Origin of the sequence: Nonomuraea sp. NPDC003709 (assembly GCF_040610775.1) — a bacterium.
GTDB classification, from domain to species: Bacteria; Actinomycetota; Actinomycetes; order Streptosporangiales; family Streptosporangiaceae; genus Nonomuraea; species Nonomuraea angiospora_A.
Window position 1 is genome coordinate 224997 of sequence record NZ_JBEXMW010000010.1, and the last position, 21697, is coordinate 246693.

General features: G+C 69.5%; 25 protein-coding genes, 1 pseudogene and 1 riboswitch. Of the genes and pseudogenes, 9 read left to right on the plus strand and 17 right to left on the minus strand.

The annotated features are described in order from the left end of the window. The first annotated feature begins 18 nt into the window (after positions 1–18). Together ABZX61_RS29875 and ABZX61_RS29880 are read left to right on the plus strand one after the other, a co-directional pair. On the plus strand, positions 19–558 hold the full coding sequence (locus ABZX61_RS29875; RefSeq protein ID WP_350728179.1) for a MarR family transcriptional regulator: 540 nt from the start codon (positions 19–21) through the stop codon (positions 556–558). Then, positions 555–914, plus strand: a complete 360-nt coding sequence (locus ABZX61_RS29880) for a hypothetical protein (protein WP_355199509.1) — start codon at positions 555–557, stop codon at positions 912–914. Before ABZX61_RS29875 ends, ABZX61_RS29880 begins: the two co-directional genes overlap by 4 nt. Here ABZX61_RS29880 and ABZX61_RS29885 read toward each other — a convergent pair. From ABZX61_RS29885 to ABZX61_RS29930, 10 genes are all read right to left on the minus strand, one after another. Continuing rightward, positions 907–1236: a nuclear transport factor 2 family protein gene (locus tag ABZX61_RS29885; RefSeq protein WP_355199510.1), complete on the minus strand. Its 330-nt coding sequence runs from the start codon at positions 1234–1236 to the stop codon at positions 907–909. The two genes, ABZX61_RS29880 and ABZX61_RS29885, sit on opposite strands and share 8 nt — an antisense overlap. After that, entirely contained in the window at positions 1233–2318 is a 1086-nt protein-coding gene (locus ABZX61_RS29890) for a low temperature requirement protein A (protein ID WP_355199511.1), read from the minus strand. Before ABZX61_RS29890 ends, ABZX61_RS29885 begins: the two co-directional genes overlap by 4 nt. 50 nt (positions 2319–2368) lie before the next feature. Beyond that, on the minus strand, positions 2369–2941 hold the full coding sequence (locus ABZX61_RS29895) for a superoxide dismutase family protein (protein ID WP_355199512.1): 573 nt from the start codon (positions 2939–2941) through the stop codon (positions 2369–2371). 95 nt (positions 2942–3036) lie between these two features. After that, complete coding sequence (locus ABZX61_RS29900) at positions 3037–3297, minus strand: 4a-hydroxytetrahydrobiopterin dehydratase (RefSeq protein ID WP_185067795.1); 261 nt, start codon at positions 3295–3297, stop codon at positions 3037–3039. Positions 3298–3306: 9 nt separating this feature from the next. Further along, positions 3307–4152, minus strand: coding sequence for a carbohydrate ABC transporter permease (locus ABZX61_RS29905; protein WP_355199513.1), 846 nt, complete (start codon positions 4150–4152; stop codon positions 3307–3309). After that, a complete protein-coding gene (locus ABZX61_RS29910) occupies positions 4153–5067 on the minus strand; it encodes a sugar ABC transporter permease (RefSeq protein WP_350728185.1) in 915 nt (304 codons plus the stop codon). A gap of 4 nt (positions 5068–5071) precedes the next feature. Continuing rightward, positions 5072–6511 carry an N-acetylglucosamine/diacetylchitobiose ABC transporter substrate-binding protein gene (gene ngcE / locus ABZX61_RS29915; RefSeq protein ID WP_355199514.1) on the minus strand — a complete coding sequence of 480 codons (1440 nt, stop codon included), beginning with the start codon at positions 6509–6511 and terminating at the stop codon, positions 5072–5074. 175 nt (positions 6512–6686) lie between these two features. Further along, on the minus strand, positions 6687–7604 hold the full coding sequence (locus ABZX61_RS29920; protein ID WP_355199515.1) for a hypothetical protein: 918 nt from the start codon (positions 7602–7604) through the stop codon (positions 6687–6689). After that, entirely contained in the window at positions 7601–8143 is a 543-nt protein-coding gene (locus tag ABZX61_RS29925) for a sigma-70 family RNA polymerase sigma factor (protein WP_355199516.1), read from the minus strand. Before ABZX61_RS29925 ends, ABZX61_RS29920 begins: the two co-directional genes overlap by 4 nt. Positions 8144–8574: 431 nt before the next feature. After that, positions 8575–8925, minus strand: coding sequence for a helix-turn-helix domain-containing protein (locus ABZX61_RS29930; RefSeq protein ID WP_355199517.1), 351 nt, complete (start codon positions 8923–8925; stop codon positions 8575–8577). A 54-nt stretch (positions 8926–8979) separates the two neighbouring features. On the opposite strand from ABZX61_RS29930, the gene ABZX61_RS29935 reads away from it, so the two are divergent. After that, on the plus strand, positions 8980–9582 hold the full coding sequence (locus ABZX61_RS29935; RefSeq protein WP_355199518.1) for an NAD(P)-dependent oxidoreductase: 603 nt from the start codon (positions 8980–8982) through the stop codon (positions 9580–9582). On the opposite strand, the gene ABZX61_RS29940 is transcribed toward ABZX61_RS29935, so the two are convergent. Continuing rightward, positions 9576–10784 (minus strand): DUF4032 domain-containing protein, encoded by a 1209-nt coding sequence (locus ABZX61_RS29940; protein ID WP_355199519.1) that lies wholly within the window; start codon positions 10782–10784, stop codon positions 9576–9578. The genes ABZX61_RS29935 and ABZX61_RS29940 overlap by 7 nt on opposite strands. A gap of 64 nt (positions 10785–10848) precedes the next feature. Between ABZX61_RS29940 and ABZX61_RS29945 the strand changes: the two genes are divergently transcribed. Further along, on the plus strand, positions 10849–12375 hold the full coding sequence (locus ABZX61_RS29945) for a DUF885 domain-containing protein (RefSeq protein ID WP_355199520.1): 1527 nt from the start codon (positions 10849–10851) through the stop codon (positions 12373–12375). On the opposite strand, the gene ABZX61_RS29950 is transcribed toward ABZX61_RS29945, so the two are convergent. Beyond that, positions 12370–13005: a class II aldolase/adducin family protein gene (locus ABZX61_RS29950; protein WP_350728193.1), complete on the minus strand. Its 636-nt coding sequence runs from the start codon at positions 13003–13005 to the stop codon at positions 12370–12372. The two genes, ABZX61_RS29945 and ABZX61_RS29950, sit on opposite strands and share 6 nt — an antisense overlap. 40 nt (positions 13006–13045) lie before the next feature. Next, on the minus strand, positions 13046–13630 hold the full coding sequence (locus tag ABZX61_RS29955) for a TetR/AcrR family transcriptional regulator (RefSeq protein ID WP_355199521.1): 585 nt from the start codon (positions 13628–13630) through the stop codon (positions 13046–13048). Between the two features lie 46 nt (positions 13631–13676). Here ABZX61_RS29955 and ABZX61_RS29960 point away from each other — a divergent pair, with 46 nt between their 5' ends. Both ABZX61_RS29960 and ABZX61_RS29965 read left to right on the plus strand, forming a co-directional pair. Then, a complete protein-coding gene (locus ABZX61_RS29960) occupies positions 13677–14594 on the plus strand; it encodes a carbohydrate kinase family protein (protein WP_355199522.1) in 918 nt (305 codons plus the stop codon). After that, positions 14591–15805 (plus strand): aminotransferase class III-fold pyridoxal phosphate-dependent enzyme, encoded by a 1215-nt coding sequence (locus tag ABZX61_RS29965; RefSeq protein ID WP_319719253.1) that lies wholly within the window; start codon positions 14591–14593, stop codon positions 15803–15805. The genes ABZX61_RS29960 and ABZX61_RS29965 overlap by 4 nt, the downstream gene beginning before the upstream one ends. Here the strand turns inward: ABZX61_RS29965 and ABZX61_RS29970 are convergent. The 4 genes and pseudogenes from ABZX61_RS29970 to ABZX61_RS29985 form a co-directional block, all read right to left on the minus strand. Next, on the minus strand, positions 15802–16647 hold the full coding sequence (locus tag ABZX61_RS29970) for an alpha/beta fold hydrolase (protein ID WP_355199523.1): 846 nt from the start codon (positions 16645–16647) through the stop codon (positions 15802–15804). The two genes, ABZX61_RS29965 and ABZX61_RS29970, sit on opposite strands and share 4 nt — an antisense overlap. A gap of 251 nt (positions 16648–16898) precedes the next feature. Beyond that, a pseudogene (locus tag ABZX61_RS29975) lies at positions 16899–17264 on the minus strand (hypothetical protein); the annotation flags it as partial. A 300-nt stretch (positions 17265–17564) separates the two neighbouring features. After that, positions 17565–17700, minus strand: a riboswitch (cyclic di-AMP (ydaO/yuaA leader). A gap of 166 nt (positions 17701–17866) precedes the next feature. Next, positions 17867–18067, minus strand: coding sequence for a DUF5302 domain-containing protein (locus ABZX61_RS29980; RefSeq protein ID WP_355199524.1), 201 nt, complete (start codon positions 18065–18067; stop codon positions 17867–17869). Positions 18068–18115: 48 nt separating this feature from the next. Beyond that, entirely contained in the window at positions 18116–19564 is a 1449-nt protein-coding gene (locus ABZX61_RS29985; protein WP_355199525.1) for an MDR family MFS transporter, read from the minus strand. A 56-nt stretch (positions 19565–19620) separates the two neighbouring features. Here ABZX61_RS29985 and ABZX61_RS29990 point away from each other — a divergent pair, with 56 nt between their 5' ends. The 3 genes from ABZX61_RS29990 (at position 19621) to ABZX61_RS30000 (ending at position 21694) form a co-directional block, all read left to right on the plus strand. Beyond that, positions 19621–20115, plus strand: a complete 495-nt coding sequence (locus ABZX61_RS29990) for a PadR family transcriptional regulator (RefSeq protein ID WP_355199526.1) — start codon at positions 19621–19623, stop codon at positions 20113–20115. A gap of 110 nt (positions 20116–20225) precedes the next feature. After that, entirely contained in the window at positions 20226–21194 is a 969-nt protein-coding gene (locus tag ABZX61_RS29995; RefSeq protein ID WP_355199527.1) for a rod shape-determining protein, read from the plus strand. Positions 21195–21253: 59 nt separating this feature from the next. Next, on the plus strand, positions 21254–21694 hold the full coding sequence (locus ABZX61_RS30000; protein ID WP_355199528.1) for a hypothetical protein: 441 nt from the start codon (positions 21254–21256) through the stop codon (positions 21692–21694). Positions 21695–21697 lie beyond the last annotated feature (3 nt).

The window sequence follows — 21697 nt, forward strand, 5'->3', positions numbered from 1 at the left end:
ATAAAGTATCGCTTCATTATGAAGCTAGAACACGATGACACCGGATTGCTCTACGACCCCAACGCCAGAGCCGCCATGAGCCGGCTCGCCGGCGACGACACCCTCACCTTCGAAGCCGCCGCCGCCGTCCGCACCGCCTTCCAGGCCATCGAGCGCATGCGCGCCCACGGCAGCGAGGGCCGCGGGCTCAGCTCCGGGGCGATGGACCTGCTGCTGCGGCTGAGTGACGCGGACGACGACGGCGTCAGCATCGGCGAGCTGGCCCAGTCGGCGGGCGTGAGTTCGAGGAACGCCACCGGCCTCGTCGACACCCTTGAGAAGGACGGGCTCGTGCAGCGGGTCCAGGACCGGCGCGACCGGCGGTCGGTGCTGGCCCGGATCACCCCCGAGGGGCGGGCCTGGATCGAGGCGTTCAGGAGGCCGTCGCAGCTCGCCATGGCGGCGATCTTCCGCGGGTTCTCCCCCGAGGAGCTGACGTCGCTGCGCCACCTGTGCCTGCGGCTGGCCGGCAACCAGCAGCGGCTGGCCGAGCACCTGGCCGCCCAGGAGGCCCGATGAGCGCGCGCGAGGTCGTCAGGGCCTATCACGACGCCCGCTTCCGGGGCGCGGTCGAGGAGGCGGCGGCGCTGGTCGGCGAGCCGTTCTCGTTCAGGAGCCCGTTCATCTCCTCCGCCGACCCGGCCGGGCACCTGGCCGGGCTGGAAGGCTTCCTGCGGGTGGTGACGGAGGTGGAGATGATCAGCGAGCTGTACGGGGAGTCGGAGGCGACGCTGGTCTACGACGTGCACACGGCGACACCGGCCGGGATCCAGCGCACGGCCGAGCACTTCCGCCTCCGCGGCGGGAAGATCAGCACGATCATGCTGATCTTCGACGCGGCGCCGTGGCAGCCGATGGCGGCCGCGATCAGGTGACGGGGGCGGCGGCCGCCGTCTGCCGCCAGATCCTGCCATCCCTGACGACCAGGGTGCCGTACGTGGTGACGCGGTTCCCGGCGATCGTCATCAGGGCGTTGTAGAAGATCACGTCGTCGGTCGTCCGCACCGAGACGATCTCGTCCACCTTGGGCTCCGCCGAGAGGTACGCGGCGAACAGGTCCCTGATCTCGGCGGGGCCCCGGGCGACGCGGTCGAAGCGGACGACCGTGGCGTCGTCGTGATACTGGCCCAGCAGCGCCTCCAGGTCGCGGTCGGCGATGGCGGCCAGCTGGCGGTCGAACAGGTCCTTGGCGGTCATGCGACACCTTCCGGCTGCGGGCGGAACAGGTCGTACGCGACCTGCGCCGCCGCGTACAGGATGATCAGGGGCAGCGCGGCGGCCACGGGAAGCGCCGAGGTGGCGAGCGTGAGCGCCGCCGCGCCGAGGCGGATGGCGCCCGCCCGCCGGTCGGACGAGCACAGGTGTTGCAGGCCGAGCACGGCGAGCACCACGGCGGCGGGCAGCCCGAAGGACCAGCTCGACGAGGACGGGTCCATGATCGCGTGTTCGATCCCGATCCCGAACGCCACCAGTCCCAGCGAAAGCGGCAGATGCGAGTAGACCCACACCTGTCCGGCCAGCCGGGTACGCAGCACGACGGACTCGTCGGTGTGGCCGAAGTACAGCCACCAGAAGCCCATCGCGATCGCCACCCCGGCCAGGGCGATCATCAGCGTGCCCGGCGTCACGTCGTGGCCCTTCAGCCCGAGGACGACCGCCGCCACGACCTCGCCCAGGACGATCACCACGAACAGGCCGAAGCGCTCCGGCAGGTGCTCGGACTGCGGCGGCAGCTTGCCCTGGGCCCGCCGGGTCAGCAGGGGCGTGACGAGGTCGATCGCGAGGGCGACGGCCCAGAACGCGTAGCGCTGGGGCGGGTCGACGGCGAGCGAGGCCAGCCAGATGAGCACCGCGACCGTGAACCCGATGGCGTAGCGGGTCGTCAGGGGCCGAGCCTCGGGCACGTGGCGACCGGCGCGGACGTAGGCCACGATCAGCAGCACTCTGACCACCGCATACGCGATGGCGAAAAGTCCGGAACGCTGCTCGATGTCGCTCACGCTCGCCGCCATGGCCGCCACGGCCAGGATCTGCGGCAGCGCGAGCAACCGGTGGCTGACGTCGTCGGTGTCGAACCTGTTGGCGTAGAAGACGTAGCCCAGCCAGGCCCACCAGATCGGTACGAACAGGCCCACGAAGGCCGGCAGGCTCGTGGGGAGCACATCGGCCAGTTCGGCCACGGCGACGACGAAGACGAGGTCGTACAGGAGCTCCAGCCAGGTCGCCCTGCGGTGCGCGTCTTCGAACAGCCGTAATCTGGGTGGCTGCCACTGGGTCACAACTACACCTTCCGTTATGTAATTGTGTAATTATGCCCGTGACTGGGTGGTTACGACACCTTTTTAAGGGTCAGGCAGGCCACGCGGTCCCCCGCCGTACCGACCTCCGGACCTGAGGTCTTGGTGGCCTTGGCGTGGATGACGAGCGAGCCGGGCAGTTTGGCCGGGTCGAGGACCCAGTCGTTGCGGGCGGACGAGCGGCCCGCGCCCTCACCGTTGGTGGTGAAGTCGAGCCAGACCTCGCTGGCCGGGCTGATCTCGCCGGCCTTGTGCTGGTAGTGCGGCCCCGCCTCGTCGGGCTTCTTCCCGCAGGGCTTGACGTGCAGGTGGGCGCCGTAGTGGCGGTTGGGGAGCAGGCCCTCGACGACGAGGGTCGTGCGGGTCTGGCCGTCGGCCGACTCGACGTGGGCGCTGCCCTGGGCGCCCTGCGGGACCAGCTTGCGGTCGTAGACGATGGCGGCGGTGTCGGAGGCGGTGAACTCCCCCTCGCCGGACAGCCTGATCGCCGCGCTCGTGGCCCCCTCGCTGGGGCCCTCGCTGGGGCCCATGGCCTGCTGGAGCGGGGCGGGCGGGCCCGCGCAGGCTGCGGTGAGCATGATGAGCAAGAGTGCGGGCACGCGCATGAGACCCTCCATGGTTCGAGCCCCTTCGACAGGAGGGCTCCGGGAGGGCACCCACTCTAACGAGTAATCGAGCTACTACGGTGAGTATTCAGCGGTTAGGCGCCGTGTTTCGCCGCGATGTCATCGATGACGGCCGCCAGCGTGAAGTCGAGGTCGGTGAGCCCGCCCGCGTCGTGGGTGGTGAGGACCAGGTGGAGAGTACGCCAGCGGATGTCGATGTCGGGGTGGTGGTTGAGCTCCTCGGCCTTGACCGCGATCTCGTCGACGATGCGGATGGCCGTGGGGAAGTCGGGCGCCTCGATCGTGCGACGGATCTCGTCGCCCTCACGCCGCCATTCGGGCAGGTTCTCGCTCATGGCGCCACGTTACTTCAGCGCCCCCGAGCCGAGCCCGGACTGGATCTGCCGTTGGAAGATGATGTAGACGACCATGACCGGCAGGATCGTCATGCTCAGCGCGGCGAACAGGCCCGGCCAGTCCGCCTCGTATCCGGCCAGGGTGGAGATCTTGGCGATGCCCTGGGTGAGGACCCATTTGTCCGGGTCGCCGGCCAGGAGCACGAGGGGCAGCAGATACTGGTTCCACTGGCCCAGGACGTTGAAGATGGTGATGCTGATCAGGCCGGGCCGGGCCATGGGCACCATGATCTGGAAGAACGTCCGGGTGTGCGAGGCGCCGTCGATCATCGCCGCCTCGGCGACGGTCTCCGGCAGCGTCCGGAAGAACGCCGCCAGGAAGAAGACGGTGAAGGGCAGGGAATAGGCGATGTAAACGAGAATGAGCCCGACGTGGGAGTTCAGCAGGCCCAACTGCTTGACGACGAAGAAGAGCGGCCCCAGGGCCAGGAACACGGGAAACGCCAACCCGGCCACGAAGTAGTAGTAGATCAGCTTGTTGCCGATGAAGGTGTAGCGGGCCAGCACGTACGCCGCCATCGACCCGAACAACATCGTGCCCGCCGTGCCGAAGAAGACGACGACCACGGTGTTGAACATGTACTGCCCGATGTGCGCCTTGTCCCAGGCCCGGCCCCACGAGTCCAGCCGCAGCGGCCCCGGGAGTTGCAGCGGGTCGCCGAAGATCTCGGTGTTGTTCTTGAACGACGCCAGGAACGTCCACAGCAGCGGCAGGATGATCAGTAACGCCCAGACGGCCAGCGCCACGTGCGAGAGCCCGTTGAGCACGCCGGGCCGCGGCCTGTTTCTGGCCATCTAGAGCTCAACCCTTTCACGCCTGGTCGTCCGCAGTGTCAGCACGGCGAAGGTCACGGTGAGGAAGAACAGCGCCACGCCCATCGCGGAGGCGTATCCGACCTTGTTGTAGGCGAAAGCCGTTTTGTAGATGGTGACCGGGAGAATGGTCGTGGCACCGTCCGGCTCGCCTTTGTCACCGGCCAGCACCTGCACCAAAGCGAATCCGTCGAAGGCCGCGATCCCCAGGTAGATCCAGCCGACCTGGATGGTGTCGCGCAACAGCGGCAGCGTTATCGAGAAGAACAGCCGGACGCGTCCGGCGCCGTCCAGCGCGGCGGCCTCGAAATAGTCCTTGGGAATGGCCGCCATGCCCGCCGAGAACAGCACCACGTAAAAGCCGACGCCCTGCCAGATCATCACCGCGATGATCGACCAGAGGGCGAGGTCGGGCTCGGTGAGCCAGCCGACGGGCTCGGCGCCGAATCTGGCGAGCACGCCGTTGATGACGCCGTCCGCGTCGGGGCGGTAGACCGCCTGGAAGAGCACGCCCACCACGGCGACGGCCAGGACCTGGGGGAAGAAGAACACCACCCGGTAGAACTTCGACCCCCAGACCCCTCTCATGCCCGCGCCGCGCGTGCCGCCGCCCAGATTCAGCAGGAACGACAGGAACAGCGCAATGACGATCGTCGCGATCGGCAGCACGAGCAGCATGATCCCGTGGTTGCGCAGGGCCTGCCAGAACACCTCGTCGTCGAACAGCCGGCCGAAGTTGTCCAGCCCCACGTACCGCACGATCGAGCTGTATCCGTTCCAGCTCGTCAGGGAGAGCTGGAACGCCTGGACATAGGGGCTGATGACGAAGACCGAATAGAGCGCCAGGGGGACGACGAGAAATCCGGCGACGAACCCGTACTTGCGCAGCCGCTCCATCTGCTCACTGGCTCCGCGTCTGCTTCGCGACCGCGTCGTCCTTCTTGATCTCGTCGGCCTTCTTCTGCATGTTCGCGCAGAACCTCTCCGGGGTGATGCGCCCGGCCATGACCACGTTGATCTGCTGGGTGCCGTAGTCGAACAGCTCCTTGTACCAGCCCTCGAAACGCGCGTCGGTGATGATGTTCTGGCCGGCCGCGTCCTGGGCCTTGGCGGCGCTCATCAGTCCGGCGGGCAGGTCGAGTCCGGCGGCGGCGCCGTTCACCACGGTGAGGTTCTCGGTCTTCTCCGTGAATCCGCGCGCGCCGTCCTTGGACAGCATGATGCGCAGGTATTCGAGGCCGCCCTGCGGATTCTTGCCCTTGGCCGCGACGACGAAGTTCTCGCCGACGCCGACCTGGATGGCGCCGTACGGCATCTTGTCGGCGGCGGTGACGTCGGGAATGGGGGCGATGGCGTATTCGAAGTCGTCGGGCTTGTCCTTGGCCATCTCGTTCTCGACCCAGGAGCCCACGGGGTAGAAGAGCAGCTTGTTCTGGAGCTGCTTGACCTGGGTCTGGGTGTGGTCGAGGCCGAAGTACGCTTTGTCGCCATATTTCGCCTGGATGTCCACCCAGGCCGTGACCGCCTGCTTCATCGGCTCGGCGTTCCAGGCGTTGTCGACCAGATTGTCGATGTCGATGATGACCTGGTTCCCGCCGATCTTGGCGGCCGTGTAGAGGACGTTCCAGAGCTGGTAGTACGGGCCCTTCTGCCCCGGGTACGCGAAGAGCAGGATGCCTTCCTGCTTGGCCGTGTCCCCCAGCGCCGTGAACTCGGCCCACGTCCTCGGCAGCGACCACCCCTTGGACGCGAACAGCTTGGCGTTGTACCAGAGCGCGCGGTGGGAGACGGTGTAGTTCAGGACGAGGTCCTTGCCATTGATCTTGGCGTTGTCGATCACGGCGGGGGTGACGGTGTCGCGGATCTTCTTGGCCGGGTCGTCGATCGACGGGGCGTCGAAGAGCACGGTCAGGTCGGCGAGGTGGTTCTCGGCGGCCAGCGCGGCCAGGTCCATCGAGTCGGGGCCGGAGTTGTTGAGCACGTCGGGCACGTCGCCGCCAGCGAAGCGCGGGCGTAACTGGGTGCCGATCTGCTGGGTGGCGTTGTGCTTGATCGACACGCCGGGGAACTCCTTCTTGTAGAGCTCCTCGTGCAGGTCCTTGGCGTACGCGTCACCGTACCCGCCGCTGAAGATGACCACCTCCAGCGGCTTCTTGGGGTCGACGCCGAACGGGTTCTTGCTGCCGGCCGAGGCGGTGATGCTGGGGGCGGCCGACGGCTCGCCGCCCGTGCCGGCCGTGGCGCAGGCGCTCAGGAGGCCCGCACCGGGGCCGGCGACGAACGCGGTCATACCGAGGCGGCGCAGCAGCTGACGCCGAGTGATCTCGCCCGGATGGGTCATGGAGGGCTCCTGAATTAGGAAAGTTTCCTAAACGTTTGCCCGAACGTACGAACGGCCGCCGACACGCGTCAAGGGGGCGCAATCGAGACGTGACCTTGCCGTGTTCCCTGCCGTGATCCACTCGCCTGGCCAGATGCCAGCATCGCGGACGAGAGTGTGGACGGCAAGAGCGGGCTCAGTCCTTCCACCAGTCGGGATCGTCGAACACGGCGGATTTGGGCAGCGACCCCAGCGGCACCCCGGGACCGGCGTCGACCGACAGCCGGACGGTGTCGGACGCGGTCTTGCTGGCAAAAGCGACGGTCCAGTCGTCCTTGACGTACGCGCCGTCCACTTTGTACCCCTCGCCGCTGCCGTCGGGGCTGGTGGTCCACATCACCACGTACGTGATCTTCAGCCCGAGCTTTTCCATGTCGGCCCTGACCTCGGAGACCCGCTTGCCGTGAGCCTTGTAGCCGTCGATCATCCCACCGTCGGAGGGCGGAGAGATCTGGCCCTGGGTGGCATAGCGCTCCCCCGGCGCGGCCGGTCGGCCGATCCCGAAGATGACCTTTCCCTTGAAGTGGATGGGGATGGAGACCGTGCCGCACCAGGCGGATGCGCAGTCCTCGGTCCATGATCCGCTCACGCCCGTACCGGGCGGGAACTCTCCGTCCATGATCGGGCCGACCAGCTCCCCCACGTCCTCCGGCGCCACCGGCGCCTTCTTCACCTCCGCGTCCAGCCCGACCGCCCGGAACGCCTCCGTGAACTCCGCCGCCTCGGCCTCGGGATCGTTGATCGCCACCTCCAGGTAGTCGTCGCCCGCCTTGACCGAGACGGCGGCGTTGGCGTACTCGGTGACCGGCCCGCCGAACGGCACTCCGACGACGAGCACGACGGACGCGGCGACCGCCACCGTGGCCAGCCCGAGCCACCGTCCTCTGCGCGGGGAACGCCTGCGCACCGGCACCCGTTCCTCGGCCATGATCGACTCCCTCAGCGCCCGCGCCCCCGCGCCGGACGCCTGCCCCACCGGGTCCCCGGCCAGATCCTCGTCCCGTACGCGGGCGAGCTCGGCGATGTTCACGGGCTGCTCCCTACGGATGCTCACAGGCTGCTCCCTTCGATCGCGACGGCATTCGAGTACTCGACCCCGGCCTCGGCCAGGCCACGGGCGAAGCGTTTTCGCGCACGGAAGAGCCTGACCCGCACGGCGTTGCGCGAGATGCCGAGGATCTTGGCGATCTGACCAGGATCCAGCCGCTCCCACGCGACGAGAGCGAGCAACTCCCTGTCGTCCCCGGACAGGGCCCGGAACACCTTGCCCATCTGCGAGAGGTCGTCGCCGGGCAACTCGGCGACGAGCGGCGAGGCGGCCAGCTGCTCGCGCAGGGCGGCGGTGCGCTGCTCATGCCGCCGCTCGCCGCGCCGCTGGTTGGCCAGCACCTTCCTGGCCACCCCGAACAGCCACAACCTCGCCTCGTCGCCTTCGGGCACCTCCTCTATCCGGCGCCACGCGACCATGAACGTCTCCGCGACGACGTCGGCCGCGTCGTCCGGGTCCGGGCATCGGCGTAAGGCGTATCCGAGCAGTTGGGGGTATGCCGCTTCGTATATCGCCTCGAACCGGCTTTCGGGATCGGCTCCCATCCGTTCTCCTCACTGTGGTCCACCACCACTCACCCCATGTCCGGAACCCCGCCACCATTACCGACCGTCCTCGACTACGGAAGCGCGCGGTAACGCGGGGGCGGCGGCGAGCGGCGATGTCGGGCCACTGAGGGGCGGGGCGCGGTGGCGGGGCGCGGGCGGTGCGGTGATGAGGGGCGGGCACGGACGACGACAGTGCACCCCCGGAGCCCTCCGGCGCCGGTGCGGCGAGAGGAGTCACGGCGGCACCCGGCGCAACGCGTACGGCGCCTGGACGGCGGCCGCTCCAACGACGCGAGAGCAACGGCGGCAAGCGGCGGGCGGCGCGGCGAGCGGTGAGCGCTCCGACGACGCGACGGCGGCGGCGGGCGGCGCGGCGGGCGGCGCGGCGGCGCGGCGGGCGGCGCGGCGGCGAGAGGGCCGGGTGGAGGTTAGGCGGATTGGGTGCGGTGGGTGAGGATTTCGGTTATGTGGCCCTCGGCCCATGCCGCCACCGCCGAGATCGGCTCGTGCAGTGAGCGCCCCAGGGACGTCAACTCGTACTCCACCCGCGGCGGCACCTCCGCGAACACCTCCCGCGTCACCAGCCCGTCCGTCTCCATGGCCCGCAGCGTCTGCGTCAGCACCTTGGGGGTGACCCCGCCGATCCGACCCCGGAGGGCGGTGAAGCGCATGGGGCCGTGGGCGAGACTGAGGAGTACCAGCACCGACCATTTATCGCCGATCCGATCCAGAACCACCCGGGTCGGGCAGTTAGGGTCGAAGACATCGCCGGTATCCATAAGGTACTTATAGCACGATGAAGTAACCAGTATCCGATGGATACTCTGGCGCACATGAAGATCCTGCTCTTTGGCGCGACCGGCATGATCGGCCAGCGCATAGCCACCGAGCTCGCGAATCGCGGCCACCAGGTGACCGCCGTCAGCCGCAAGGGCCCCGTCAAGGGTGACGTCCACGACGCCGCCACCCTGGCCAAGGACTACGACGCCGTCGTCTCCGCCATCGCCCCGCCCCGCGACGGCACCGAGCCCGAGCCGCCGTTCCTGGACGCCAACCGCGCGCTCATCGAGGGCGTACGCGCCGCCGGCGTACGCAGGCTGATCATCGTGGGCGGCGCCGGCAGCCTCCAGATCGCGCCGGGACAGGACCTGGTCGACACGCCCGACTTCCCAGAGCTCTACAAAAAGGAGTCCAAGGCCCAGAGGTCGGCCCTCGGCCTCTACCGGGAGGTCGAGGACCTGGACTGGACCTACATCTCACCGGCCGCGGAGATCGCGCCGGGCGAGCGCACCGGCGTCTACCGCATCGGCGGCGACACGCTGCTCGCCGACCGCGAGGGCCGCAGCTTCATCTCGGCCGAGGACTACGCGGTCGCCGTCGCGGACGAGCTGGAGAACGGCGCCCACCCGCGCAAGCGCATAACCGTGGCCTACTGAGCCGCCTCCTCCGGGAGCAGCGCCTTCTCGTCGGGCTTGTGGACGAGCACGTTGTCCACGTACGACTTCACGGCCGCGGCCAGCCCCACGTCCGCGCCCGTCTCCTCGGACAGGTACCAGCGGTGGTCGAGTATCTCGTGGAAGAGCTGCGCGGGCTCCAGCTTGCCGCGCAGCTCCGCGGGGATGGCCTCGACCGTCGGCTGGAATATCTCCGCCAGCCACCGGTGCGCCACGATGGCCTCGTCCTCGTGCCGCAGCCCCTTGGCCACCCGGAACCCGTCGAGGTCGTTGAGCAGCCGCCGCGCCTGGTTCTCCTCCACGTCGAGCCCGGTCAGCCGGAGCAGCCGCCGCTGGTGGTGGCCGGAGTCCACGACCTTGGGCCGTACGATGAGCCGCCCGGTGCCGACCTTGCGCCGCACCATCATCTCGGCCACGTCGAAGCCGAGCAGGTTCAGCCGGCGGATCCGCTGCTCCACGCGGTGCCAGTCGACCTCCTCGATGATCTCGCTCTGGGTGATCTCGTCCCACAGGCGGTGGTAGCGGGTGACGATGTCCTCGGCGGTCTCCATGGGGTCGATGGACGGGTGCAGCAGCCCGCCGGCCTCCAGGTCGAGCATCTCGCCGAAGATGTTCGTGTGCGCGGTGTCGATGTCGGCCAGCCGCTGCCCCTCGCTGAGCATCGGGTGCATCTCGCCGGTCTCGGCGTCCACCAGGTACGCGGCGAAGGCCCCGGCGTCCCTGCGGAACAGCGTGTTGGACAGCGAGCAGTCGCCCCAGTAGAACCCGTTCAGGTGCAGTCGCACTAACAGCACGGCCAGCGCGTCCAGCAGGCGGGTGAGCGTGTCGGGCCGCAGCGTGCCCGACATGACGGCGCGGTACGGCAGCGAGAACTGCAGATGCCGGGTGATCAGCGCCGCGTCCAGCCCTTCCTCGCGGCCGGTCACGTAGGCGACGGGCTCCACGGCGGGGGCGTCGAGGCGGGCCAGGTCCCACAGCAGCTGGTATTCGCGCTTGGCGTACCGTTCGCTGATCTCCTTGATCGCGTACACCTTGCCGGACAGCCGGGCGAACCGCACCACGTGCCGTGAAATGCCGCGCGGCAGATCCACGAGATGGTACTGCGGCCAGTCTTGGAGGGGGACCTCCCAAGGGAGGCGGATCAGGTCAGGGTCGCCTAGCGCGCCAGTGATCTGCAGGGGCATTTCCACAGGATATGGTGCATTGGTGGACGAGTTTCTCAAGTGGTACTTTTCCGACCGTCCCGTCGTGGCCAGCTTACTGGGGGCCGACGGTTATGATCACACCCTCGGCGACTTGACGGCCTCCGGCTGGACCGCCCGCGAGCGGGAAGAGGCCCGCTGGCTCGACCGCCTCTCCTCCCTCCAAACGGCCACCCTTGACGACGCCATCGACAGAGATCTGGTCCTCTCCCAGCTGAGAGGCTCGACCGCGCTCGCCTCCTGGCCCGAGTGGCGGCGTGACCCGGCCGTCTACCTGTCCGCGATCTTCTCCTCCATGTACACGCCGTTCCAGCGGCGCCTCAAGCCGGAGCCCGAGCTGGTGTCCTCGGCCGTCTCCCGCCTGGCCGAGGTGCCCGGCGTGCTGGCCGCCTGCCGCGCCAACCTCGACCCCGAGCTGGCCGCCCCGCTGCTGATCAAGCGCGGGCTCGGCCAGGCCCGCACCGGCCGCAACTTCCTCACGCGGACGATCCCGTCCATGGTCGAGGACCCCGACCTGGCCGCCAAGCTGGCCGAGGCCGCCGAACCGGCCGCGCGGGCGTTCGACGAGCTGGTCGCCTTCCTCGAGGGCTTCGAGTGCGGTGGCACCTGGCGGATGGGCGAGAAGCTCTACTCCACACTGCTGCGCGAACGCGAGATGCTCGGCTACGGCGCCGCCGAGCTGCATGAGAAGGGCAAGGCCGCCTGGGCCGAGCTGGACGCGCGGATGCGCCAGGTGGCGCTGCGGGTCAACGGCGGCGAGGACTGGCGGGCGGCGATGGAGTTCCTCATGGACGACCATCCGCCGACCCTGGCCGACATGCGGGCCGAGTACGCGGCCGAGACCCAGCGGGCCAGGGAGTTCGTGCGGGAGCGGGACCTGGTCACGTTCGCCGACGGCGAGGAGTGCGACGTGCTCCCGTCCGCCGAGTACACCCGTCCGGTGCTGTCCGTCGCCCACTACCTGGCGCCGCCCCCGCTGAGCGCCTCGCGCAAGGGCGTCTTCTTCGTCCCCTACACGCCCGACGACTTCACCCCCGAGCAGGTACGCCAGCGCCTCCGTACGAACTCGCGGGCCCAGATGCCCTCGATCGCCGTGCACGAGGCCTACCCGGGGCATCACTGGCACCTGTCGTACATGGCGGGCAACCCCCGTACTGCCAGGAAGGTCTTCCGCACCCCGTACTTCACCGAGGGCTGGGCCCTGTACGTGGAGAAGCTCCTGCACGAGCAGGGCTACTTCGACACCCCCGCCACCGAGCTGGCCCACCTGGACTGCCGGATCTTCCGCGCCGCCAGGATCGTCGTGGACACCGCGCTGCACTGCGAGGACATGTCGATCGAGGAGGCGGAGACGTTCATGGCGACCAGGGCGTCGCTGTCGCCGGGCACCGCTCAGGGCGAGGTGAACCGCTACTGCGCGTGGCCCACGCAGGCGCCCTCCTACCTCACGGGCGCGATCGAGATCGACCGCATCCGGGAGTCGTTCCAGGGGTCGCTGAAGGAGTTCCACGACCGGATCGCCGGGTCGGGCGGGCTGCCGCTGGGACTGGCGGAGCAGGCGGCGCTCTCATAGGCGACGAGGGAACGTCGGGGGGTTCAGCGCGCGCTCGATCACCGCGTTGAGCTGCTCGTTCGTGAGGACGGCCGGCTTGCCCACGCTGAGCCCCCGGACGTAGACCTCGCACAGCCACTCCAGCAGCCGGGTGGCCTCGAACGCTTCCTCCAGCGTCGCCCCGACGGTCACCCCGCCGTGGTTGGCCATCAGGGCGGCCTTCTTGCCCTCCATCGCCGCCCGGACGTTGGCGGCCAGCTCGGGCGTGCCGTACGTGGCGTACTCGGCCACCTTGACCACGCCGCCGAGCAGCAGCGCGTTGTAGTGCACGGGCGGCAGCTCGGTCATCGTCGTGGCCACGATCGTGCCGAACACCGAGTGCGTGTGCACGATGGCCTTGGCGTCCGTGGTCGCGTAGACGGCCAGGTGCATGGGGGTCTCGCTGGACGGCTGCAGGTCGCCCTCGACGAGGTAGCCCTCGACGTCCACGACCGGGCACATCTCCGGGGTCAGCCGGTCGAGCGCCGCCCCGGAGGGGGTCACCGCGACCAGATCCCCCTCGCGCACGCTCAGGTTGCCGGACGTGCCGATGACCAGGCCGAGCTCGACCGCGCGCCGACCGTACTCGCACAACTGCTCGCGCAGGCTCATGCGCGGCAAATGTAGTCGGTCGTCCGAAATACATCAACGGTCACAAACGATCCAGCGCCTGGAGCATGAGGCGCTCGACGTCGACGCGCTTGAGCCGGCCCGGGTAGAGGAGCAGGTGCAGGCTGAGGCCGTCGACCAGGGCGAGCAGGTGCTCGGTGAGGTCGTCCAGGTTGTCGTCGGTGCGCAGCTCACCCGCCGCACGAGCCTGCGCCAGCAGGTCGCGTACGGCGGCGCGCAGCTCGTCCGCCTCCCTGCGCTGGACCTCGGCCAGGCGCTCCGAGGCCAGGCTGCGGCTCCAGAAGCTGACCTCCAGGCGCGACTCCTGGGTGCGCTCGCCGTCCAGCGGCAGGTTGTCCAGCAGCAGCTCGCGCAGCGCGGCCAGCCCCGTCGCGCCCTCGACCTTGCGGGTCAGCCGGTCGCGGATGCGCTGGTGCGACTGGCGCAGCGCCGACAGCAGGATCTCGTCCTTGTCGGCGAAGTAGTGGGCGAGCACGCCGTTGGAGTATCCGGCCTCCTTGGCGATGGCCCGCGTGGTGGCGGCGTCGATCCCGTCCCTGACGATCACCCGGCGGGCGGCTGACAGGACCTCGCGCCGGCGCTCGTCGTGATCGACGATCTTGGGCATCGGCTCCTCCATTGACTTTTTATTCGGACGTCTGTCTATTTAGACTATGACCGTCGCCACCGTCGGCGTCCACATCGTCGACATTCTCGCCAGGCCCATCGATCACATCCCCGAGGGCCAGGACACCGTACTGGTGGAGCAGATCCGCCTCACCGCCGCCGGCGCCGCCGCCGGAACCGCCGTCGACCTGGTCAAGCTGGGCAACCCCGTGATCACCATGGGAGCCGCCGGCGACGACGAGCTGGGTGACTTCCTGGTGGCGGTGCTCGCCAAGCGCGGCGTCGACGTCTCGCGCCTCGTGCGCAGGGCGGGCGAGCAGACGGCCGCGTCGATCCTGCCCATCAGGCCCGACGGCGGGCGGCCCAGCTTCCACGTGCCGGGGGCCAACCTCAGCGTGACGTACGCGGACCTCGACCCCGACGTGCTGCGCGGCGTGCGGGCGATCCACCTGGGCGGGATGGACGTCACCTTCGGCCTCGGCGACCCGGCGTTCTTCGCTCTCCTGGACGAGGTACGCGCGTCCGGCACCGTCATCACCATGGACCTTCTTTCGGAGATGCCCGACTTATTGGGAATGGCTCGCGCTTTCCTGCCGCACGTGGACTACGTGCTGCCGAACGAGTCGCAGGCCCTCCTCATGACCGGCGCCTCCGACGTCGGCGAGGCCGCCCGGGCCCTGCTGGCCGACGGGCCGCGCGGCGTGCTCGTCACGCTGGGGGCCGCGGGCAGCCTGGTGGTCACTCGGGAAGGCGCGGAGACGGTGCCCGCACTCAAGGTGGACGTCTCGGACACGACCGGCTGCGGGGACGCGTACTGCGCGGGGTTCCTGACGGGCCTCCTGCACGGGCAGGACGTGCTGACCGCGGCCCGCTGGGGCACGGCCGCCGCCGCCCGCGTCGCCACCGGGCTCGGCTCGGACGCCGGCCTCATCGATCTCGACTCGACTCTAAGGACTCTCGGATGACCGACGCAGAACTCCGTCAGCGCGCACTGAAGGTCGTCCCCGGCGGCATGTACGGCCACCTCAACGCCGCCCTCTTCGCCCCCGGATTCCCGCAGTTCTTCGAACGCGGCGAGGGCTGCCGCCAGTGGGACGTTGACGGTCGCGAGTACATCGACTTCATGTGCAGCTGGGGCCCGGTCGTGCTCGGCCACCGCCACCCGCGCGTGGAGGAGGCCGCCGCCCGGCAGGCCGCGCTCGGCGACTGCCTCAACGGCCCCGGCCCGATCATGGTGGAGCTGGCCGAGCTGCTGGTGGACACCGTGCCCAGCGCCGACTGGGCGATGTTCTCCAAGAACGGCACCGACGCCACCACGCAGGCGCTCATGGTCGCCCGCGCCGCCACCGGCCGGACCAAGGTGCTGATGGCGCACGGCGCCTACCACGGAGCGGACCCCTGGTGCACGCCCTCCCTGGCGGGCACGACGCCCAACGAGCGGGCCGACCTGGTGGAGTTCACGTACAACTCACTCGAGTCCTTGGAGGCCGCGGCGGCGACCGTGGAGGGCGACGTGGCGGCGATCATCGTGACGCCGTTCAAGCACGACTCGTTCGAGGACCAGGAGCTGGTGGAGCCCGCCTTCGCGCGGGGCGCCCGCGCCCTGGCCGACCGGCTCGGGGCCGCGCTGGTGATCGACGACGTGCGGGCCGGGTTCCGGGTCGACCTGCGGGGGTCCTGGGAGCCGTACGGGGTGCGGCCCGACCTGACCGCCTGGTCGAAGGCCATGGCGAACGGCTACCCGATCGCCGCCGTCACCGGCACGGACGCGCTGCGCGGACCGGCGCAGACGCTGTACTCGACGGGGTCGTTCTGGTTCTCGGCGGTCGCCATGGCGGCGGCCAAGGCGACCATCGAGACGCTACGCGACACGGACGGCATCGGCGCCATGGAACGCGCGGGCACGCAGCTCCGTGAGGGGCTTTACGCGCAGGCCAAGTCCCACGGGTTCGTGGTGAACCAGACGGGACCCGTCACGATCCCGTGGCTCAGCTTCGACGGGGACGCCGACCTCTCCGTCGCGATGTGGTGGAGCGACGCCTGCCTGCGGCACGGGGTCTACCTGCACCCGTGGCACAACTGGTTCATGTCGGCCGCGCACACGGAGGCCGACGTGGCCAGGGCGCTGGAGGGCACGGACCAGGCGTTCGCGGAGACCCGTGCCCACTTCGGCTAGGGAGCGGTGAGCTTGCTGATCTCGGCCACGACGGACGGCCAGAGCATGCGCGGCAGGTCGTGGCCCATGCCCGGGTAGGTCACCAGCCGGGCGCCCGGGACGGCCGCGGCCGTGGCCTGGCCGCCCGCGACCGGGACGAGCTGGTCCGCCTCCCCGTGCAGCACCAGCGTGGGCACCCGCACCCCGGCGAGCCCTGCCGTGCGGTCGCCCGAGGCCATGATGGCGGCGAGCTGCCGGGCCGTCCCGCCGGGGTCGAAGCAGCGGTCGAACGCGAGTCCGGCCAGCAGGGTGATCCGCTCGCGGTCCAGCTCGTATCCGGGCGAGCCGATGACCGACCAGGTCAGCACCGCCTGGGCCTGGACCGCTTCGCGGTCGGCGGGAGGCGCGGCCATGAGGGTGGCGAGCGCGGCCTCGGTGGGCGGGGCCGCCGAGGGGCCGGGGGTGGACATGATCGAGGTCAGGGTCAGCACCCGGTCCGGGTGGCGGATGGCCAGCGCCTGGGCGATCATGCCGCCCATCGACGCTCCGACCACGTGGGCGGCCGGCCAGCCCAGCGCGTCCATGAGTCCCGCCGAGTCGTCGGCCAGGTCGTCCAGCAGATACGGCGAGGGCGCCCCCATCGCGGGAACGCCCTTGTCGTGGAAGTGTGTGGAGAGACCGGCGTCGCGGTTGTCGAACCGTACGACGTGGTGTCCCTGGTCCGCCAGCAGCGCGCAGAGCCCTTCATCCCAGTGGATGAGCTGCGCGCCGAGCCCCATGATGAGGAGCAGGGGGCGCCCCTCGTGCGAGCCGAAGCTCTCGTAGGCGATTTCGATGCCGTTCGCGGCTACGCGGGTGGTCACGAGGACCAGAATGACATTCTGGTCCAGGTCCGTAAAGTTCAGCCCTTGAGAAGATTGCGAACGCGGTCGCTGGCGAGCACCACGCCGCCGCCCACCGCGGCCACGGCGCTGGCCACGACGGCGCCCGTGCTGGCGCTCCACTCTCCGGCCTCGCGCGCCGGCGGCGGCACGGCCGCACCGGCCGCCGGGGGCTCGGCCGGGTTGTCGTCGCGCTCGGACCAGGCGCCGGTCGAGAACGGGACCGGGTAGTTCTTCTTGCCGGGACCGTTGCCCCACTTGGTGATGACGTAGTCGACCTTGATGTGCCCCTGGCCGCCGACGCCGTCGACGCCGAGCGTCTCCATGTTGAACGAGCCGCCGGTCAGCTCCGCGAACGTCTTGCCGTCCAGGTCGAGCATGACGCCGTTGTTGGAGGGCACGCCCGGGCCGCGGTCGCCGACGAAGAAGGGCAGCTTCTTGCCGTCGTGAATCACGTATCCCTCGGTCATGAGCGGCCAGCTCGGGCTGGCGGCCATACCTTTCTGCATGGGCTTGCCGCTGGCGGGCAGGCCGGTGTCCCCGGCGCGGCCGGAGGAGTCGTCCCAGAAGTACGAAGCAGTGGTCGAGCCCTTGAGCAGGACCTTCTCTTCCGTGTTGGAGTCGGCGTGGGCCGCGGTGCCGGCGATGGTGAGCGCGCCGACGGTGGAGGCGGTGAGCAGAGCGAGGGTACGCAAACCAGAACGTGCAGACATGAAAAGTACAGTCCTTCGCGAGGGGGCAGGGAGATTGCGCTCGCTTGAAAAAGGGCGTAGCAGGGGAAAGCACCTGACAGGGGGAGAGCTACGCGGAGCGCGAAACGAGCCTGGAGAAGGGACCGCTCAGAGGGCGGCCGTCATCACGCTGTAGGGGTGTTCTACGTGATCATTCAAGTTCTGCATATGTCCTCTCCATCTCGCCTACCGGGTTAGCTGACGGGTTCGGGCGGTGGAGTTGCCCTACCGACGCAAAGTCGGATTCACCCCAGGGAGGTGGGTCCCCGGCTCCCGAGTGATCGGGATTAGGCGCCAGCCGGCTGGTTCCCTTGTGTGGTCCACGCCACCGGCTGGTAAGTGGGCATCACTCTAACCACGTATTCCGGACAAACACAAACAGTTCGTCATGAATCGGTGTAAAGATCTACCTGCCCCCGGCATAGAGAAAGGGGGCACGGCATTGCCGTACCCCCTTGAAATTCCCGGCCTCAGCCGCCGCTCTTGCGCCTGAACGATCTTTTACTCGCAGCCGGACCGTGCGCCCCGTGGATCTTCGATGGGTCGCCGCCCTTGCCACCCGCGCTCGAGTCCGCGTGCTGGTTACGCTTGCGCTCCAGCGCCTCGCGGAACTTGCGCTTCATCTCGTCCTCGGGAGTCTCGCTGACTTCCGGCTCCGGTGTTTCCGCCATGAGGACCTCCATGGTGTTGGGGACTATCACAGCTTCGCATGGCGCCGCTTATGACGCGAAACTGGCCTCAACCCTGTTCTGCGGCGTGGCGGGCACCTCCAGCCGCCTGGCCGGCATCACCACCAGCGCGATCAAAGCGAGCAGCGCCCCTGCCACCCCCAGCGACGGGATGACCGCCGCCGCGGCGGAGGCGTGCGCGGCGGCCAGGCCGTGCACGGGCGCCTCCGCCGTGACCGTCGAGGTGTAGAGGGTGCCGCCGACGGCCAGCGCCACGGAGCCGCCGATCTGGCGGAAGAAGGTCAGGTTCGCGGAGGCGACGCCGATGTACTGCGGCTCGACGGACTGCTGGGAGGCCACGGTCAGGCCGGACAGCATCGGGCCCATGCCCAGCCCGATCAGCAGCATCCAGCCGGCCAGCAGGAGCCCGTTGGTCTGCGCGGTCAGGTTCAGGCAGAGCAGGGCGCCCGCGACGAGCAGGAACGGGGAGGCGACCAGCCACGGCTTGTAGACCCTGGTCCTGGACATGAGCGTGCCCATGACGACGCTGCCCAGGACCATGGCCAGCGTCATCGGGTAGATCCTCAGCCCGGACTCGGTCGCGCTGACGCCGAGGGACTGCTGGAAGTAACGCGGCAGGAACACCACGCCGGCGTACATGCAGAAGGCCGTGAAGAAGGACGTGACGTTCACGAGCGTGTAGGTGCGGTTGCCGAACAGGTGCATGGGCATGATCGGGCTGACCGCCCGCCTCTCTACCAGCACGAACACCGCCAGCAACGCGACCGCGAGCACGATCGGCCCGGCCACGGCGGCGTCGGTCCAGGTGTGGCCGTCCAGGCCCTTCTCCGTCAGGCCCAGCAGCAGCGCGCTGATGGCCACGGTGAAGACCGCGATGCCCGCGTAGTCGGGGCGCCCGCCGCCGCCCACGCCCGGCCGGTTCGGCAGGCGGCGCGCGACGATCGCGATCAGCACGAGGCCGATCGGCACGTTCACGTAGAAGGCCCACCGCCAGGTCGCGTGGTCGGTGAACAACCCGCCCAGGAACGGCCCGGCCAGGTACGTCAGGCCCATCACGCCGCCGAACGCACCCTGCACGCGGGCGCCGTTCGTACCCGGAGGGAACATCTCCATCACCAACGCCATCGACAGCGGCAGCAGCGCGCCCGCGCCGAGTCCCTGCAGCGCGCGGAACGCGATGAGCTGCGGCATGTCCTGCGCCGCCCCGCACAGCGCGGACCCGGCCACGAACACCACCATCCCGATCAGCAGCAGCGCCTTCCTGCCGTGCTGGTCGGAGAGCCGGCCGTAGAGCGGCACGGTCACCGTCGAGGTGAGCAGGTACGCCGTCACCACCCAGACGTAGAGCGTCGTACCGCCCAACTCGGCCGTGATCCGCGGTAACGCGGTGCCGACGATCGTCTGGTCGAGCATCGCCAGGAACATCCCGCCGAGCACCGCGAGCAAGAGGAGCCCTTGAGGCTTCATGTCATCATTCACATGTGAAGATTGATATGTAAATCCTGACATGTCAAGTCTTCGATATGCTGGCGCGCATGTCCCTTCGGATCGCGCTTCTCGGGCTGCTCGAGGCCGTCGGCCCGGCGAGCGGGTATGACCTGGCCAAGAAGTTCGAGCACTCGCTCAACCACGTGTGGCAGGCCGGGCACACGCAGATCTATCCCGAGCTGGTGAAGATGGCGGCCGACGGCTTGGTGGCGGCCTCGTCGGAGGGCGCGAGGGGGCGCAAGATCTACACGATCACCCCCGAGGGGGCGCGGGAGCTGCACACGTGGCTGGTGGAGCACGAGCCCGTCTTCGTCGTACGCAACGAGACCGCGCTGCAGGCGTTCCTGCTGCCGCTGCTCTCCACGGACGAGGCGATCGCGGTGGTCGAGCGGATCAAGGCCGGGTACGAGGCACGGCTGGTGGTCCTCGACTGCCAGCCTGCGGAGGGGACCGGCCACTACGCGCTGCGGCTCGGGCTGGCCCAGGTCCGCACCGGCATCGAGTGGGCCGAGGAGACCCTGGCCGCCCTCAGGAGCCGCTGAGCCCGCCCGCTCAGGTAAAGGGGAACCACTCCGTTCCTGGTGTTGTGTTGGAGCGGCCCAGGAAATAGACCCGGCATGCCCGCCACGATCGCCACGTCCGCAGTCGCGTCATGAGTCTCCTCGGCCGCGACCTGGCGATGGACCTCGGGGGCTCCCGCACGCGGATCTACGTCAGGGGCAAGGGCATCGTGCTCGACGAGCCCTCCGCGGTGACGATCGACGGCCGTACCGGCAAGATCATCGGGTACGGCGCGGACGCGACGGGCGAGGAGATCTGCTGGCCGGTCAGCGGCGGCCTGCCGGCCGACGGCGACCTCACCCTGCGGATGGTCAAGCACTTCCTGAGCAAGGTGCACCGGCGACCGCTCGCCAGGCCACGCCTGATCATGGCGCTGCCCGACGGCTCCACGCCGATCGAGCGGGCCACGCTGCGCGACGTGGCGTACGAGGCGGAGGCCAGGCAGATCCGGCTGATCCCGCACTCGCTCGCGGCGGCGCTCGGCGCGGGCCTGCCGGTCCGCGACTACGTGGGAGGCATGGTGATCGACATCGGGCGCGACTCCGCCCGGATCGCCGTGCTCTCCGGCGGGGAGGCCGTGGCCACGACGGCGGTCCCGGGCGGCGGCCGGGCCGTGGACCGGGCCATCGCCCGCCTGGTCGAGCACGAGCACGGCCGCACGATCGACGAACGCGCGGCCGAGGCGGCCAAACACCAGGCCGGCGCCGACGGGAATCCCGTTACCGTACGCGCCAGGGACCCCGAAACCGGTCAGGAGCACGACGTGCGGCTGCCCGCGGAGCGGATCCGGGAGGCGGCCGGTCCGGCGATCGAGTCCATCGTGTGGGCGGCGATGGAGACCGTCGAGCGCTGTCCCGCCGAGCTGACCGGCGACCTCGGAGAACGCGGCGCGGTGCTGGTGGGGGGCGGCGCGCTGCTCGCGGGGCTCGCGCAGCGGCTGCGGGAGTCCCTGGGCATGCCGGTACGGCGGGCGGAACGGCCGCTGGAGTGCGTGGCGCTCGGCCTCGGCACCTGCGTGGACGACCTGGGGCTGCGTGCCCGGCTCCGCCGGCGCCGTTGATCATTCTGTTTTCGCTTTTTTGGTGGAGGGCCCCGGACGATCTCGGATATGGTCCGATCGTGCGCGCCTGCCGTCACGGCTTATCCGCGGTGCTTCTCTGCGTCGCGGCGATGACGGCCTGCACGGCGGCGGCCGAGCTGCCCACACTCGAAGACGCCGCCCGGCAGCTCGACTCCGACGGCGGCGCCCTGCTCAGCTCCGCCGGCCTCCGGCTGTCGGCCGAGTCGCCGGTGGACGACGACTCGTGCGTGCCGGGGCAGGCGCGGCGGTACTTCCGCGCCGAGAGTGACCTCGCCTCCGCCTCCTCGGGGCTGCTGGATCGGCTCCAGGCGATGGGGTACGACAAGGTGGTCGACGACCTGGACCTGCGGGATGGGGATCAGGACGTCTCCGTGCTGCGCAATCCCGAGACACGGCTGACGTTCGAGCTGACCGTGCTCTCCGGTGACCGGCCCGGCGTCCGGGTCATCGGCAAGACCACCTGCTACGCCACCGACTGACAC

Coding starts and splice junctions, on each gene's coding strand:
- ABZX61_RS29875 (WP_350728179.1), top strand. CDS start 19: ATGAAGCTAGAACACGATGACACCGGATTGCTCTACGACCCCAACGCC.
- ABZX61_RS29880 (WP_355199509.1), top strand. CDS start 555: ATGAGCGCGCGCGAGGTCGTCAGGGCCTATCACGACGCCCGCTTCCGG.
- ABZX61_RS29885 (WP_355199510.1), bottom strand. CDS start 1,236: ATGACCGCCAAGGACCTGTTCGACCGCCAGCTGGCCGCCATCGCCGAC.
- ABZX61_RS29895 (WP_355199512.1), bottom strand. CDS start 2,941: ATGCGCGTGCCCGCACTCTTGCTCATCATGCTCACCGCAGCCTGCGCG.
- ABZX61_RS29900 (WP_185067795.1), bottom strand. CDS start 3,297: ATGAGCGAGAACCTGCCCGAATGGCGGCGTGAGGGCGACGAGATCCGT.
- ABZX61_RS29905 (WP_355199513.1), bottom strand. CDS start 4,152: ATGGCCAGAAACAGGCCGCGGCCCGGCGTGCTCAACGGGCTCTCGCAC.
- ABZX61_RS29910 (WP_350728185.1), bottom strand. CDS start 5,067: ATGGAGCGGCTGCGCAAGTACGGGTTCGTCGCCGGATTTCTCGTCGTC.
- ngcE (WP_355199514.1), bottom strand. CDS start 6,511: ATGACCCATCCGGGCGAGATCACTCGGCGTCAGCTGCTGCGCCGCCTC.
- ABZX61_RS29925 (WP_355199516.1), bottom strand. CDS start 8,143: ATGGGAGCCGATCCCGAAAGCCGGTTCGAGGCGATATACGAAGCGGCA.
- ABZX61_RS29930 (WP_355199517.1), bottom strand. CDS start 8,925: ATGGATACCGGCGATGTCTTCGACCCTAACTGCCCGACCCGGGTGGTT.
- ABZX61_RS29935 (WP_355199518.1), top strand. CDS start 8,980: ATGAAGATCCTGCTCTTTGGCGCGACCGGCATGATCGGCCAGCGCATA.
- ABZX61_RS29940 (WP_355199519.1), bottom strand. CDS start 10,784: ATGCCCCTGCAGATCACTGGCGCGCTAGGCGACCCTGACCTGATCCGC.
- ABZX61_RS29950 (WP_350728193.1), bottom strand. CDS start 13,005: ATGAGCCTGCGCGAGCAGTTGTGCGAGTACGGTCGGCGCGCGGTCGAG.
- ABZX61_RS29955 (WP_355199521.1), bottom strand. CDS start 13,630: ATGCCCAAGATCGTCGATCACGACGAGCGCCGGCGCGAGGTCCTGTCA.
- ABZX61_RS29960 (WP_355199522.1), top strand. CDS start 13,677: ATGACCGTCGCCACCGTCGGCGTCCACATCGTCGACATTCTCGCCAGG.
- ABZX61_RS29965 (WP_319719253.1), top strand. CDS start 14,591: ATGACCGACGCAGAACTCCGTCAGCGCGCACTGAAGGTCGTCCCCGGC.
- ABZX61_RS29980 (WP_355199524.1), bottom strand. CDS start 18,067: ATGGCGGAAACACCGGAGCCGGAAGTCAGCGAGACTCCCGAGGACGAG.
- ABZX61_RS29990 (WP_355199526.1), top strand. CDS start 19,621: ATGTCCCTTCGGATCGCGCTTCTCGGGCTGCTCGAGGCCGTCGGCCCG.
- ABZX61_RS29995 (WP_355199527.1), top strand. CDS start 20,226: ATGAGTCTCCTCGGCCGCGACCTGGCGATGGACCTCGGGGGCTCCCGC.